Below are 15,405 nucleotides of genomic sequence, written 5' to 3' on the forward strand. Positions count from 1 at the left end.
GGATTCATGAAGTCGCAAGCAAAGAAGAATGTTCTTTCTGTTTCAAAGTCGATTGCCATTGGTTTTCTATCACTGCTGTCCTTAGCATTTCCCTTTTGCGCTGCTCTCGGCCACATTGAGCAGCCGAACTATTGCGTGGGAATCAGGGGGAACGGCGAGCTTATTGCCGCTCATTGGCCTGCGATGGCAAGAATGGTCGAAGAACTCGGTATGCCACAGGCAATTGCTGGCGGCAGCTCGGGGTCCATCACCACTTTTTTAGTTGAGTCGGTGGCTCTTAACCCGGATCTGGCTTTGATAGCTGATCCGATTGAGCGAAGACAAAGACAAAGTCTTTTGATCAAATCAATGCCATTTTATTTGCAAGCTTTGGCCCGTCACTCTCAGGCCGTGAGTGGATTTGAATTCCTGAATAGCCTCATGTCCCAGGGTTCGGAGGTCACTGAGATACTGATGAAATCCCTCGCTGCCACAAATGGAGCGAGAAACCCAGGCCAGAAGCTCACTCAGGAACTTTATGAGGCCCTAAAGAAGTACGGCCCCCTGCTCAATCCTGAGATTCTGAGGGGGCTGGCGAGTCATCCGGCGCATTTTCGGAAGGCGGCACTAGAGGCTCTTGAATTTTTTGGAAAATTCAACGCCACAACCGATAGAGACATTTTCTTCAGACCTGGTCTGATAGACTTTAAGTATTTCGCCCTTCTCATTGGACAGATTGGCGATTTCTACGCAGGAAATACACCAAACGAACATCAAACAAAATTGATGAGTTTTCTCAACAACTGTTCAAAACAAGGATACGGCAGACACTTTGCTGATCTCTCTGCCAACTGCCAAAACGAATTTACACAATTGGTTGATCAGTATCTTTCTACCCCTTGGTCCCAATATCGCAATCAGAGAATTTTTGAGTCCCTCGGACTGGGATTTTCATCTTTTGCGACCACTTCAATCATCAAAGGAGAAGCTAAGGAAAAATTCACTCAAATGATGAGCGCGTACAACACTGCCAATCAAAATATTGATTACTCCTCTTATTCGATCAACTTTGATACGGACATTGCATATGGATATTGGGGTCAACAAAGCAGCCTTGAGAAAATTCAAACTGGCCTTGAGCCATTTATTCAAAAAGGAGACTTAAAAAGTAAAAAGTTTCTGCCTTTGGAATCCGCCAATTGGTTTGAAGTATTGTCCATCAGCCCTGCTGAGCCAGGTTTAACCAACATCCAAAATTTAATTAGAAACTCGAGTCGAGAAAGTGTTCTGACTGAAGCCACGAAGGACTACACTCAACGCTGGACCAATCTTCAATCTCATGAAAAGTACGTCTCTGCCGGAGGTTGGTCAGACCTCCACCCCACGCTCATTTTAAAGGCTTACGGCTGTGAAAATATCATCTATTTGACTCGCCAAAATGGCGAATCAATTTTTGGACAGACGGTATTCATCCGCTTAACTGGAACTCAAAATCAAATTCCATTCTGGAAGGATCTGTCCCTCAACAATGACCGAGGATGGGATGTCAAAGGCACAGAGGCAGACAATACTCCTTGGAACCAACTTTATAACCTAGGTAACAAAGAATCCTCGTTCAATCGCTCTCTGGGTGAGACTGATGCAGTCTATTGCACCGACTGGAACTCCTTCGAGGTTTTTCACGGAGAACTGAACTCGATGCTTCGCGACTCTTACGGCGCTCCAGTTCTATTGCGACCTGGGTCTTTGTCAAAACTACAAGTGAATAAAATTCAGGAAGGGATTCAAGCACAAAGGTTTCAAGGGTGCAACCCACTTTGAAAGCGAATTTTCTTGACCCGAAAGAGACTCCTGCCTTTATAAGTGTGAGGAGATTCAGATCAATGATTTTTATTAACAAAAACATTTTCAATGCGGAAGGTCCCTTTATGAAGAATCGCTTATTGACGACAATTCTATTTTTTTCAACCCAATTGGCCTTTTCCGGAAATGGCTTTGCCCAAAACTTGACCGAGGATATCGATTCGGCGAGCGGCAACAAGTCATGGATTGAGGGCGAAGTCTACTTTCCTGAAATCGGAGAGGACATTAAGGCCGATCTAGTTTGTATTGATTCACACACGAACGAGTATCGTTACCATCGAAAATCCTCTGTAAAAAAAGTGTGTCAGGAAGGGCATTTCGACAGGACCGATTATCGGAATCCTCAATACATCTGTACTAGTGAGAAATATGTAAGAATACCTGAGAAGGTGTTCGTGACAGGTCCAAGCTACCGGCAGGAAGTTTGCACAATGGATTACACTGACAGCCGAAACCCAAAGTGTGTCGCTATAACATATCAGACCGTGAAGCAGATAAAAAATTACAGACGCGTGTCTTGCGAACCATCTGATTACCGATGCGAAGGGGCAAAAAGAACAGAAGTCGTTGCCATCAAAGAATGTGGTTCAAGTGGGCTCTAGTAATCAGAGATCAAATCGTACCTCTCCTTTTGGAGGTATGATCAACTTAAATGCGAGCCACACCATATGGTGTGGCTCATTTAGAGAAGGAGTCTATCACCCGAAGCACGCCTCAAATACCACCAAGAAGAAGTGCTCAACCCATGGGGCAACTCAAGATTTGGATTAATAAGGTTTTTTCCAAAATGCTTGCCGAGCCCAATTCGACCCTAGAAGGTGGAGTCAAATACATGCGGGTTTAAGTTACCAAACCCTTTTTAATTTTTTGAACAAACCTTTACTTTATCGACCTTAATACAGTCTCTAGACAGATTGTCATTTTTTTGATTTAATATTTCCCTAACAATTCGGGCAGCCTCGATTCCTATTTTATCGGCTTGGCCTCGGTCTCATAGCCCCACGAGACTATCTCTAACCCGCTCTGAAACAAAATACCGCGAGTAAAGTAGTTCCAAAAATGATAAGTAGTACCCGTCATGTCATTGGTATTTTTAATGATCGGCTGTACCTTACTTGCTAACATAGAAGCTCCTGGACGATCAATTAGAGACTCCCATGCTGACATCATCGAAATGACTCCTATTGCTGTCCAAGCATTTCCGTACAACTTGTATGCAAGGTTAAATAAGTCCTTTTGGCTCAAGGATGCAGAAGGCAATTTTATTATCTCCAAAAAGAGAGGTGTTGCGACATGTAGATATTGATATCCGTACTCCAGTATTTCCCTCTTTGAAAGATTTCCTCCGGCCGAGGAGCCTGTTATTGAACTTCCATCGCTATTAATACGAGGATTTTTACAATCGAAACGAGGAGTATCTAAATTTTCTACTTTTTCTAAATACGGTGTTATCAATTCAATCAATTGCTCTTCACTTAAATCCACAAGATTTAACGGATACTCTTCCATGCAGTAACCGCTTCTAATATCAAATCTTTTTAAGTCTATTTCCATCCCTATCCAAAAATAGGCTGCATAATAGTTTTGAACAGAGCTTGAAGGTTGTAGGTTTTCAGGTATGAAGGGAATTGCTGTCCAATAATCTGTTTTCCTAATCAATGGATTGTTCTGAGTTTTCAAAATGATAGAGGGTTAAGCCTTTCGTTCATTACCTTTGATCTTTCATTGTAGGAATGCTTTCCTAGGTCTTTTTTTAAAAAGGTTCCCACGTAATTTGCAAAAGATGCAACATCAAAATCTTGAGAATAAGAAATTGACGAATAACAGACTACAACAGAAAGAGTAAACAACTTCACAAGGGTCATTGCTGATATCCTCTAGACAAAAATTGAAAGACCTGTCAAATTTTGACAAACCACCATTTAATTGTCTAAATGAAGCATCCATCCGAACGATACCAAAGAATGTAGTTCAAGTGAGCTCTATTAATCAGAGATCATGAAAAATCGTACATCTCTTTTTGTTCGATTTCAAAAACTCTTATCTCGCCCACCGCTGAGTTCTGCTCGGCGGACTCATCCCGTTCCCGTTCAGCTCAGTTCTGTCTGGGTTAGTACTGTCCGGGTTAGTTCTGTTCGGCTGAAAGACCGCCACTTCAAGAAACGTATAACCAAGCTCGTTGTCTCTGAGGACAAGCAAAAAGGGATGATCAAAAACGATTCGACGCTCTACTGTGCCTGGCCCACCCCTCAAACTCATTTCAATGGCCGCTGCACCTCCCCCTGCAATTCCTTTCTCGTTGAACTCAACAAACCCAGACGTCTTCACCTGCGAGATGACAAGACCATCTGGAGTGGTTTCAAGCATGTTAGAAAAATTTGAGGTTATATCAAAGGGGGAAACAAGCCCCATCTCAATGAGAGGATGGATAAGATCGCCATCCCAGGTAGAATCAAATTTCGGGACAATCAGTTCAATGTTTTCGGTTCGATCCATCTTTGAAACCATTGCATCAAGGGCCCCGGGTTCTTGCAAGGAAGGCAAAATATCCTGGAGTGTACTGGAGGCTTTAGGAAGAAGTAAAAGAGCTGAGTACCGAGGTCGCAGCACCTCGCCTGGCTGCCCCGACACGTAAGGCCCCTTTATCGCAATTTCCACAGCCTCAAATGTTTGCCTGTCTAGGTATCCATGTGGCGCCACGCTTCTCATCATGCCAACTTGATAGCTCGAAGCCTTCCCTCCAGAATTTTCTGAACCAAAAGGAAAAAAATCACCAGGCCGAGTCTGTCCTTCTTTCATCGGATGCACCCAACCACCTTTGAAATAGCTGGCACTCACTAGAATCATTTTCATAAGGGGATTGATTTCATTTAACAGCTTTTTAATCTTGCCGTCGGTCGCCGTTTCAACAAAACTATTCACCCGGTCAATTTCGTCTGGGTTCAATAAAGACACAGGGGCATCAAAACTCGCTTTCATCGCATTCTGATAGTGAGAGGTTACCACTTCCCCTTGTCTAAGAAATAGTATGTTTACAAGACGACTGATTGGACTTTTTAATCCATCACCATCCAACTGAACCCGCCCAATCAAGGCAGCGGTAGTCTCTGAAAGATTCTCAAAAGTCGTTGTTGAAGGAATCCCAAGAACTGTAAGGAACTGGTCTCTCGTTTGAGTGTCTTCACCTGCTCCAAGAGCTGCCATTACCATCGCATTTACAACTGGCGCTGATGGAAGAACGATGTTGGGAACTTGATTCACGTCACTTCCTTTCTGGAAATTGCTAAAAATCAATCGTTCCATCAGCGCCTGCGAAAAAACCGTTTCTGCGCGAGTAAAGCCAAGTAAGTTGAGCTGACAAGGACTTCTGGATCCCGCCCCTCTCTCCTGAGCGCCAGCAGAGTGTCCCGCTAGCAAGAGAGCACAGAATAAAACGGACACGATCATCTGTACTGATGGCACGGTTGACGCCTTCGCCATCGTCTTCGCCTTCACTTTCGCTGCCGTTGAAATATTTCTAAAATCCACTCCCAATTTCGGACTTCCATCAGAAACCCTAAACATTTTATTCATAAATTTCATTAGATGCTCCTTAAACAATAAAAAGAGGTGGAAAATCAATTGCAAGAATAACCATCAGGTGCTCAATATCACACTTTCTCAGGCAAGGGGCTCCGTTTGTTAAAAGCATCGAGATGCACGCGAGTCGTCTGATGTCCCAAACGAAAATGGTGAGCACAATTTTTAGAACATGTGTGAAACTGCTGCTCTCGAGAAAGGCAACTCTGACAGACAATTTCGGGAACGCCACATTGAATACAGTCAATTCGCACAGAAGCCGGCTGGCCACAATGAGGACAAAGTCGATATTTTTCACTCGGGTTTAGATTCTGGTCAAGCGCCACACGATAATCAAAAACAAAGCATTCACCTTCAAAATGACCATGAGGATACTCTTTGAGATAATTGAGAATCCCACCTTCAAGCTGATAAACATTTGTGAATCCCTGCTCCTCCATTTCGAGAATACCCTTTTCACAACGGATTCCACCGGTGCAATAGATCATGACCTTCTTGTCTTTTTCAATTCCACTTTGATCTAAGAATTTAGGAAACTCACTGAACTCCCTCGTCTTTGGATCGATGGCTCCTCGAAAATGGCCCGTTTCATATTCATAGCTGTTTCGGGTATCGATTAATATGACGTCTTCCTGACTCATCATCTCGTGCCACTCCTTTGGCGAGAGATGCCGGCGAGCGCCCTTCGGCAAAAGATCTGGACGTCCAAGTGTCACTATTTCCCTGCGAATTTTAATTTTAAGATCGCGAAAAGCAGGGCGATTGGCAAAACTATCCTTGAACACAAGACCATCATCGACGGGCAGGAGCACAGATAGGTCTAATTTGAAGGTTTCAACCGAGTCAGATGTGCCTGAAAAGCTTGAATTGACACCTTCTGGTCCCAGAATAAATAAACCAAGTATTCCCAGTTTTTCAGCAGCCGCCCTGAGGCTATCTTTTAAATCTTCCACTTCCACCTCAGAGAGAGGGAAGAATTTATAAAATGAACAAATCTTAAATTCCTGCAAACTTGTTTCAGCCATCATCATAGTGGCGAGAAATATCGCCTATTCTGTTCGTCGTCAAAAACAAAAACAAAGGGGACTCTCGGCCCTTGCTGATTTCCCATTTGATCTCACCGTTATTTAGATTTCCCATTTATTTTCACGGTTAGAACTCCTGGTCGACCTGGTGTCACAAGGTCTCTCATCGCCTGCACAATGTCTGCACCCCTCAGACTGTCTAATTCCTTGGCCACCTTACTGGAGCGGTCGAGATCTCCATCGTTCGCAAAAACTGATTCCTTCAGCCATTCAAAGAATTCTGCCGATGTCGCCCCCCTGTATTGGAGATCAAGCTGCAGGGCGTATCGAGTGCTTTCTAAGCTTGAGTCCTCCAAGAGGGGTGGAAAACCTTGAGCTGCAAAGTCTGTTAGAAACTGATAACTCGCCTTCTCAAGATCGTCCGCCGACTTTTGACTCGATTGAATGAAAGTTTGAAGTGTCACAAATTCCTTGAAGAATTGACCTCCTGCCTGAGCAATGTAACCTAGCTGTTGTCGAGTACGTAGCTCCCCAAAATAGGACGGCCCAATGAGCTTATCCAAAACTAACATGATCGCTGAGTTACGAGGAGACCTGGGTCCTAATTCATAGAAACTTAAAAATGAATTGTTCGAATTTTCACTAGAAGCTACGACAGTCCGATTGGCAAAGCTCTCCCGAATCGAAACAGCCTCGTTTTTCAAATTTTGCAAACCCTCACGATCAATGGTTTTTTCGGGTTTAAGGCTGAGAAATATTTGATCATAAAGGGCCTGAGCCTCTCCCCGATCAATATTGCCATACACGAGAGATTCAACTCCGAAGGATGACGTGAGTCGATTCCACTGCGCCACGAGATCCGCAACTGTGGTTGCCCTCACTTCATCGACGATCTCCAGGGCATCGACTGCCTGCGGGATCAGTTGTAAATTTGCGACATCAAAAGAACGAACATAGGGATCTTCAACTTTCTTTGAATGAATTGAATCCACCACAGAGCCCTTAATTGTCTCGAGCACGGAGGGATCTAATTGACTCAAATCCTCCCCAAATTGCTTAATCCCTTTCAGATAATCCTTCAGAATAAGCTGAGACGTATCGGGATAGGAAATCATCGAAAAATTAAGAGAATTGTGCCCGAGCACGATCCCGACGGACTGCCCAGAACTCTGTACTTTTGTTATCCGATCACTCAGATATTGCTTCAATACCTCAGCCAGCAAAATCTTGCCAGCCTCAGAACTCTCTGTACGCTTGATAAGATCACTTCTCAAGTCAAAGTAACTATAGACCTTAGGAATAGCGTACTCAGCAGACCTCAGTAAAAAGAGAGTTCCTCGATTCTCCGTTGGGAGCTCCAGTAACTTATTATCGGTTGTTGTCACCAACAGGCCAAAGTTCTGAGGTTCATATGGATTTTTTGTCGGAAGCTTCATCTCCTCGGCAGCAGAGGCTTCCTCTAGAGACTGTGCCTCGGCGACCGACATTTTTGTGACCGAATAGGGAATGTTCCAAACTGGACACTTTTCTGGAAGATCTGTTCGATCTGACATATAGAGTGCCGTCACTTTTTTCGGAGACAACTCGCCCAGAAGTTGCTTAAACGCATTTTGATCGAAGGGCTCCCCAAGATAAGCTTTCTTCAAAAGCTCATCTCCCTTGCCAAATTCAAGTAGCAGAGACGCCAATTGCCCTGCTTCGCCAGCGCTTGAAGACAATTCGAGCTCTTTATAAGCTCTCGCAGCAGAACGCTCAAAATCAGCTAGAAGGTCAACTAACGTGGTTACTGTTCCTTTGGATTTCAAAAACTGAATATACCCAAAAACCACTCTCTTGAGCAAATCAAGCTCTTTAACGCCTTTATCCGTTAGATTGAGTCGAATACTGATGAAACTAAATCCCGGATATTTTGCATTCCAGGCCGAAACATCGGATATCAACTCTTTTTCGGCCAGAATCGAATACAAAGATCCAGTGTGCTTCTTGCTCAAAAGACTAACGAGAAAGGCGATCTCTTTACGCATCCAATTCACTGTGGGCTGCTTCACGGCGAAGTAAAGATCAAGAGTCTTTTCTTTCGTCGCCGCCATGACTTCAATTTGCCGTGGCAGATCTTGAGGCTCAGGAGCAGCATATACGGCGGGCTTAATGCCGTTCACTTTTACTTGAGCGAAATAATTTCTTGAAATTTTTCGAGTGAAGTTGGAGAATAAAAAAAGAGCAGGTTGATGCTGCTCTTTCACATGCGAACTTTTTTAATTTCCACCGAAAGGAAATCAGATGACGAGTTCGCGTCAGACACCCTGCGCTAAGACTACCAACTTTTGATGCTCAATTCAACGAAAAACATCTCATCGGTTCAAGAATTTCTTGGGCAAGAAAATTCAATCCGCAAAATCTATTTCTTTCAATAGTTCACCTTGTAGGTGGAAAAAATGATGAGGGGTACTTCCACGCTCTTTCTCGAACTTGGGATATTGAATCCGACCTGAAGAATATGCCGGCCAAGAGTGCTCTCAGTAAAAAGCGAGGCCGCGTCAGTTTTGAATTTTTCAAAGAACAAGTCGATGATGTGATCATGAAGTATGAACCTCATTGTCGAACTTGGCGAGGCCTTCGGGTTTATGCCACAGATGGCGACCAGTACGAACTTCCCAGAACTGAGGACATTTTGAATCAAGGATACCGTGGGTACCCCTGTGCCGACGACAAAGAAACCCATTACCCGCGCATGTATGTGGTTCACTGCTACGATGTGCTTGGCGGTGTGACCAAAGCATTTCGCTATTCCAACGCCAATGAGGAAATGCACAATGCCATGGAAATTGCGGTGGGACTGGAGGAGAAGAGTCTCACACTTTACGATCGCCTTTTCTTTTGCAAGGATCTGGTTCGTTCCCACCAAGGCTCTGGAAGCTACTTTGTAGCTCGTTTAAAAGAAGATGGCTGGATCTTACCTGAGATCATCACGTTTGCCAAAAGCTCGAAGAGAAACTTCAGTTTTGAGTTTGAAGGGACCCTCATTCATTTGATCAAAGTTGTGAATCCTCGAACTGGAGAGACGGCCCTGTTTGCAACGAATTTGGAGAGAAGCCGGTTTAGGAACAAGGAAATCAATGATCTGTATGCGCTCCGCTGGGAAGCTGAGACCGCCAATCGGGATATGACCCACACGCTGAAGATGGAACAGTGGCACTCGCATTTTTTAAATGGAATTTTACAGGAAATTTACACGATTCTTTGGCTAATGAATCAGGCCAGAGTCCAGATGGCCCAAGTGCTTCGAAAGAGATGCAGTCTTGATCAACTTTTTGATTACACCAAATCCAATTTCAAACTGATAGTCGACTTCATCCTGGACAGCCTTGAAGACCTAACAATGAAAAGACATCGTCGTATCAGTCGTCGTCTCAGGTATCTTTTGAAAGTCTCGACTGAACATAGAAAACGCAGATCCAGATCTTATCCGCGTCAGGTTAAAAAAACTCGGAAAATATATCCGTCAGCATCGACCGTGCCGAGGCAAAAGTGAACGGCATTAACGGCGGGCTCAATGTTTCTTCGCGGAATCTCAGAGAAGTGAGCAGTGGCTAGCTTTACCAACTCAGAGGTTGGCTGCGGTCCTGTGATCGCAATCTTCATATGATCGGCACCGTAGTGTTTTTTATAAAACTCTTGAACATCGGTCTTCTTTGCGTTCTTAAGTGATTCTAAATTCCCCACCCAAAATTTGCTGATGGGGTGGCTCGCTCCAGAATTTAAATGGATGATTCGACGAAAGCGCCACCCATCATTTTGCAGATAGTTTTGAAACTCGTTGTGAACCGCTATCTTTTCTCTCTCTAAAAAGGTTTCATCAAACAGAGGCGCCTTGAAAAAATCACTGAATCGTTCCAAACCTTCAGACATATACTTTGGTGGAAGAGAAAGCTGGTAGTTTGTTTCATGTTTGGAGGTGAAGGCATTTGAATTTCCCCCTCGATTCTCAACAAAATTTCGATAATCCGACACGGATTGAAATTTGTTGGATCCCATAAAAAGCATATGTTCTAAATAGTGGGCTAATCCAGGATGCTGAGCAGGGTCATCAAAATAGCCAACAGGCAGGGACACGCCTATGCTTGCCAACTTTGCCCTGGGAATCGAAACGGCAATTCCTTGAATTCCGTTCGGAAGGCTAAATGACTCCGTCCTCATCCTCGCATCCTGTGTCGTCTGAGCGAGGCTTACTGTAAAAATGCCAAAAATAGAAGAAATAATCACAGCCGAATTTAAAAGAATTCTGACTCTATTCACGCGTGCTCCTTGCAAAAAAACTACTTCGATTATTTTGGGTCCTATGAGCAAAATTCAAGCCAAGGCCCTTCTCTAATGAGTACGGAACCTCATCCCTGGATGAGAAAACTCGACAGCCCTTGCAAGACGAATATGTGCTCCATAAGAAGTGGATTTTTCAGCGACGAAACTATGTTCATACAACTGTTGGTGAATTACCTGGCTCTGAATTGTATATTCTCAATGCAGAGATACCAGGAAGAGAAATGCCGATTGAGTTATTGGTTGTTTTTCACTCCAGACCAGATGATTCACGTGATATCATGGACCATGTTTTCAAAATTACGACTCGAGTTGCGGAGACAAAAAGTCATGTTGATTTTATGCGCCTCATTTTTGCGATGCTGAATGCAACCCCGATGAATCGCGGAAGTGCCCTTGTTGCGAAAATCTACAGCATGGCAGTTTACGCGTACGTATTTGGCACTCCAATGCCATCTATGCCCGATGGATTTGACGTATTTGCTATGTTAGAGCCAAACTTCGAGACTTTCGATCAACGATATCGATCAGTATTTTTTCCTTCTTCGAATGAAATGTAAAAACTTGATTACTTCGACAATTTCGAGGTAGACTTCGTTACGGAAGATTTAACAAAGACAGTTCATTACTCTAAAAAGATGAGAACGCTTTTTGTCAGGCAACAGTGCGAAAAGAGGAGATACACCATGAAAGCCTTGTGGGCAGTTGAACCCTTTCATCAGGATAAAATCAGAATAAAAGGAATACACAATACTCTCAAACAGCTCGTTGGCTCTTCCGAAAATATTGAAGTGGGATTCGTCGTCACGCGGACTGAGTCCTTTCTGAATCTTGCATTTGATGTGCCGGCTGAAGAGAGGTTTAGCCTTTATCCTCAAAAATTGATAAAAATGGCATTGAGAAAAGCTGGTTTAAAGTTCGAAGACAAGAGAATTCATGTTGTCGAACACAGAACCCTATCCACCACCGAAACGGTTGACCGCCTCCTCAAACTTGCAAAAGAGCGTGGAGCAGATCTTCTTGGACTTTTCACTCACGCACGCAGGGGATATTTGCGGTTCGCAATAGGTAGTTTCGCAGAAACAGCCATTCACAGAAGCAAAATAAGTCTTCTTCTACTGAATCCAAAAGCCCACACTCAGCCCAAGATCAAAAGAGTCCTTTTCGCCAGCGATTTTGGCACAGACTCAAAGGCCCAGCTTAAAAAGGTCATTGGCCATTGCAAAAAAATGAAGGCCAGTCTCATTTTGCTTCATCATGCGGAAGCTACGTACAATTGGTCTCTGGATGAATCCAATCCAAAAATTCATGCTTACCGGAGAAAGGTCAATCGATTGAAACTTGCCATGGAGCAAGAGTGTAAACGTGCCAAGATCCCTACTCGTATCATCATTTCATCCGAACTGCGAGGGACGGCCGACCTCATTTTCAGATCTTCTAAAAAGGAAAAAGCAGATCTCATTGTTGTCGCGGCAAAGACAGGTCCCACAGCAGCTTTAATGGGAGGCAGTGTCACAAGGAGAGTTGTGCGTGAAAGCAATATGCCTGTGTTGATATTAAAATAAAGTTGGTTGTTTGATTCAACAGGAAGAAGGTTGAGTTCGAGTGGCAAGACTTTACTTGCATAGCGGTAGCTAAAACTGGACTTCTTTCCCGTGTGAATTTCAATTTTTGATCTTCCCTCAACGATTGAATCACCCATTGCGCGACACTCCTCCGCATTCATCGCCAAGATGGCCATGGCCGGAGTCAAATTCCATGTTCGATCGGTCAATGTGAGCTTGAGATATTCTTTATCGAGACGGGAAACAAGAGAATCGTCGCACTCCAAGACTCCGATAATATCTGAATCTGCGGCGGCTAAAATAAAGGGTTTGTCACTACGATATTTGCTTGAAACATCTCCTGAAAAAATAGCCGAATCAAAAGTGATTGAATAATCCCTAAAATCGAAGCTCTTCAGCTCGATATCCTTCGCTCGAGCACATGGCATTAACAATTCAGACGGAATTAACAATAAGACAAACAAAAATATGGTTATTTTTTTCATTATCGCTCCTTTTGCAAAATAAGACTTAAAACTATATCTGAATCAAAAATATCAAAGCCAAGCTCTCTGTTGGCTATTCTCACGAGCGACTCGGTTTCAGCTCGACAAGAGGCAAACAAGACTTTTCTGCATCTAAGACCACGCGGATCGTTTTCAAGACAGCATCGGGGGTCACCGAAATCGAATTGATCCCCGACTGAACCAACAGTTTCGATATTTCAGGAAAATCACTCGGGGCCTGACCGCAAATTCCAATAGGTCGACCAGATTTCTTTGCGACCTCAATCGCCATCTGAAGCATCTTTAGAACCGCAGGATCACGTTCATCAAAAAGGTGACTTATCACGGAGGAGTCCCGATCGACGCCTAAAACCATCTGGGTCAAATCGTTCGACCCGATTGAAAAGCCATCAAAGATCACTCCAAATTCCTCACCACGAAGAATATTTGAGGGAAGTTCAGCCATCACGTAGACTTCGAGACCATCTTTTCCTTGAGAAAGACCGTGGCCTTTCATTTCTGCCAAAACTCTCTGCCCCTCTTCGGGAGAACGACAAAATGGAATCATCACTTTAATATTAGTTAAACCCACTTTTTGCCGAAGATGATTTATCGCATAACACTCAAGAGCAAATCCGTCGCGGTAGCGCGGATTGTAGTAGCGGGAAGCCCCTCGAAACCCAATCATTGGATTCTCCTCGATCGGCTCAAACTTCTGCCCCCCTAGAAGACCCGCGTACTCATTGGATTTAAAATCTGAAAAACGAACAATGACGGGTCTTGGATAAAATGCGCCAGCGATGAGACCCACACCCTCAGACAGTCGATCGATAAAATATTGCCTCGGATCGTTCTTGTGCCCTCCCAACAAATTCTCGATTTTCTCTCTGGTTTCTGGATCAGTTATCTCTTCAGGATGGGCCAGCGCCATTGGGTGGATCTTGACGTATTCACTGATGATAAACTCGATCCGCGCAAGGCCAACTCCATCTACAGGCAAAAGAGATGTTTTGAGAGCCTGGGCCGGGTTTCCCAAGTTGACCATAATCTTCGTACGTGGCCTCTCAAGGGACGTCCAATTCACTTTCTCCTCTTCAAACAACAAGCGCCCATCATACACAAAACCTTCGTCGCCCTCCGCGCAAGAAACGGTAACTACCTGACCCAGCCTAAGCGCTTCTGTGCCAGTTCCCGTTCCCACAATGCAGGGCACGCCATGCTCACGACTCACGATGGCCGCGTGACAGGTTCTCCCACCTCGGTTAGTTATGATGGCAGAGGCCTTTTTCATGATTGGCTCCCAATCAGGATCGGTCATATCAGCCACTAAGACCTCGCCGTCCTGAAATTCACCCAACTCAGATACATTGTTAACAATTCGAACAGGCCCTGATCCAATTTTCGAACCAATGGCTCGCCCTGTGATCAGGACAGCTGATCTTTCCTTTAAAAAATGCGAACTCTGCTGAAGGCCAGATTCTTGAGAGTGGACCGTTTCTGGCCTCGCCTGTAAAATAAAAAGAGCACCCGTTTTTCCGTCCTTTCCCCATTCAATGTCCATCGGGGTTTCACGACCATTCAAACTGGAGTAATATCGCTCAATGGCGGTGGCCCATTGGGCCAGCTTGATGACGTCCTCGTCATTGATGGACAGCCTTTCACGATCACGTTGAGAAACTTCAATGTTTCGAGTCGTCCGACTGCCATGTCCTGAATAGACCATCCTCACCTGTTTTAAACCCAGCTTCCGACGTAAAATCGGAACTATCTCGCTGTTCCTACCCGACTCCCTCAGAAGTGGTTTCAAAACAAGGAATTCATCTGGGTCAACACGACCTCCGACGACATTCTCACCCAAACCATAGGCGCTGTTGATAAGGACGACATTTCTGGCTCCAGATTCTGTGTCTAATGTAAAAATGACTCCCGAGGCCGCTAGATCCGATCGAACCATTTGCTGAACGCAGATAGAAAGCCTTACTTTTTCATGCTCAAATCCCTTGGTCGATCGATAGCTGATTGCTCGATCCGTAAAGAGTGAGGCAAAACAATTAAGGCAGGCAGTGATGAGATCATTCGCTCCTCGCACATTGAGAAAGGATTCTTGCTGTCCGGCAAATGAAGCGTCAGGGAGATCTTCTGCCGTAGCCGATGATCTGACAGCCACATCGAGCTCCGCAACACCCGTCCGATGGCAAAGTTCAGCATAGGCATTTCGAATTTCGTGGGCGACCTCTTCGGGTATTCCGGCGTTTCGAATTATTGCTCTGATCTTGTGACCCACTTTTGCCAACTCGCTCGTATCCTGTGTATCGAGACTCGAAAGCATTGAATAAATTTTCTCTGAAATATCACTTTGGGCGACTAAGCTCGAAAACGCGTCGGCCGTCACAGCAAAACCCGGGGGAATATTTATCCCTTGAGGAGTGAGACGCTGAAACATTTCTCCCAGGGATGCATTTTTTCCTCCAACCAGGGGAATATCTTGAATCGAAATTTCTTCAAACCATTTAATAAATTGAGTGCGCACATCAACCCCCACCTGCCCTCTTTCTATACCAAGAAAATTTAAAAGGGAAGAATTCTTCGTTC

11 protein-coding genes are annotated in these 15,405 nt (G+C 44.4%); 5 read left to right on the forward strand and 6 right to left on the reverse strand.

Annotated features, from left to right (window positions below):
- Window positions 1-6 precede the first annotated feature (6 nt).
- Both IPL83_00465 and IPL83_00470 read left to right on the forward strand, forming a co-directional pair.
- The gene (locus IPL83_00465) at window positions 7-1,800 is read left to right on the forward strand and encodes a hypothetical protein (protein ID MBK9037635.1); all 1,794 of its coding nucleotides are present in this window, start codon (window positions 7-9) and stop codon (window positions 1,798-1,800) included.
- A 62-nt stretch (window positions 1,801-1,862) separates the two neighbouring features.
- Window positions 1,863-2,444, forward strand: a complete 582-nt coding sequence (locus IPL83_00470) for a hypothetical protein (protein ID MBK9037636.1) — start codon at window positions 1,863-1,865, stop codon at window positions 2,442-2,444.
- Window positions 2,445-2,808: 364 nt separating this feature from the next.
- Here IPL83_00470 and IPL83_00475 read toward each other — a convergent pair whose 3' ends face one another.
- From IPL83_00475 to IPL83_00490, 4 genes are all read right to left on the reverse strand, one after another.
- Complete coding sequence (locus tag IPL83_00475) at window positions 2,809-3,522, reverse strand: hypothetical protein (protein MBK9037637.1); 714 nt, start codon at window positions 3,520-3,522, stop codon at window positions 2,809-2,811.
- A 360-nt stretch (window positions 3,523-3,882) separates the two neighbouring features.
- Window positions 3,883-5,424 carry a serpin family protein gene (locus IPL83_00480; protein ID MBK9037638.1) on the reverse strand — a complete coding sequence of 514 codons (1,542 nt, stop codon included), beginning with the start codon at window positions 5,422-5,424 and terminating at the stop codon, window positions 3,883-3,885.
- 68 nt (window positions 5,425-5,492) lie between these two features.
- Window positions 5,493-6,452 carry a hypothetical protein gene (locus tag IPL83_00485; protein ID MBK9037639.1) on the reverse strand — a complete coding sequence of 320 codons (960 nt, stop codon included), beginning with the start codon at window positions 6,450-6,452 and terminating at the stop codon, window positions 5,493-5,495.
- A gap of 92 nt (window positions 6,453-6,544) precedes the next feature.
- The gene (locus IPL83_00490) at window positions 6,545-8,689 is read right to left on the reverse strand and encodes an insulinase family protein (GenBank protein MBK9037640.1); all 2,145 of its coding nucleotides are present in this window, start codon (window positions 8,687-8,689) and stop codon (window positions 6,545-6,547) included.
- 254 nt (window positions 8,690-8,943) lie between these two features.
- Between IPL83_00490 and IPL83_00495 the strand changes: the two genes are divergently transcribed.
- Window positions 8,944-9,978, forward strand: coding sequence for a transposase (locus tag IPL83_00495; GenBank protein MBK9037641.1), 1,035 nt, complete (start codon window positions 8,944-8,946; stop codon window positions 9,976-9,978).
- Here the strand turns inward: IPL83_00495 and IPL83_00500 are convergent.
- The gene (locus tag IPL83_00500; protein MBK9037642.1) at window positions 9,918-10,742 is read right to left on the reverse strand and encodes an insulinase family protein; all 825 of its coding nucleotides are present in this window, start codon (window positions 10,740-10,742) and stop codon (window positions 9,918-9,920) included. The two genes, IPL83_00495 and IPL83_00500, sit on opposite strands and share 61 nt — an antisense overlap.
- A gap of 119 nt (window positions 10,743-10,861) precedes the next feature.
- Between IPL83_00500 and IPL83_00505 the strand changes: the two genes are divergently transcribed.
- Both IPL83_00505 and IPL83_00510 read left to right on the forward strand, forming a co-directional pair.
- Window positions 10,862-11,323: a hypothetical protein gene (locus IPL83_00505; GenBank protein ID MBK9037643.1), complete on the forward strand. Its 462-nt coding sequence runs from the start codon at window positions 10,862-10,864 to the stop codon at window positions 11,321-11,323.
- A gap of 126 nt (window positions 11,324-11,449) precedes the next feature.
- The gene (locus IPL83_00510; GenBank protein MBK9037644.1) at window positions 11,450-12,328 is read left to right on the forward strand and encodes a universal stress protein; all 879 of its coding nucleotides are present in this window, start codon (window positions 11,450-11,452) and stop codon (window positions 12,326-12,328) included.
- Between the two features lie 564 nt (window positions 12,329-12,892).
- Here IPL83_00510 and ppsA read toward each other — a convergent pair.
- On the reverse strand, window positions 12,893-15,370 hold the full coding sequence (ppsA, locus tag IPL83_00515; GenBank protein ID MBK9037645.1) for a phosphoenolpyruvate synthase: 2,478 nt from the start codon (window positions 15,368-15,370) through the stop codon (window positions 12,893-12,895).
- Window positions 15,371-15,405 lie beyond the last annotated feature (35 nt).

Source organism: Bdellovibrionales bacterium (assembly GCA_016716765.1).
Classification (GTDB): domain Bacteria; phylum Bdellovibrionota; class Bdellovibrionia; order Bdellovibrionales; family UBA1609; genus JADJVA01.

Coding starts and splice junctions, on each gene's coding strand:
- IPL83_00510 (MBK9037644.1), top strand. CDS start 11,450: ATGAAAGCCTTGTGGGCAGTTGAACCCTTTCATCAGGATAAAATCAGA.
- IPL83_00465 (MBK9037635.1), top strand. CDS start 7: ATGAAGTCGCAAGCAAAGAAGAATGTTCTTTCTGTTTCAAAGTCGATT.
- IPL83_00495 (MBK9037641.1), top strand. CDS start 8,944: ATGCCGGCCAAGAGTGCTCTCAGTAAAAAGCGAGGCCGCGTCAGTTTT.
- IPL83_00480 (MBK9037638.1), bottom strand. CDS start 5,424: ATGAAATTTATGAATAAAATGTTTAGGGTTTCTGATGGAAGTCCGAAA.
- IPL83_00485 (MBK9037639.1), bottom strand. CDS start 6,452: ATGATGATGGCTGAAACAAGTTTGCAGGAATTTAAGATTTGTTCATTT.
- IPL83_00470 (MBK9037636.1), top strand. CDS start 1,863: ATGATTTTTATTAACAAAAACATTTTCAATGCGGAAGGTCCCTTTATG.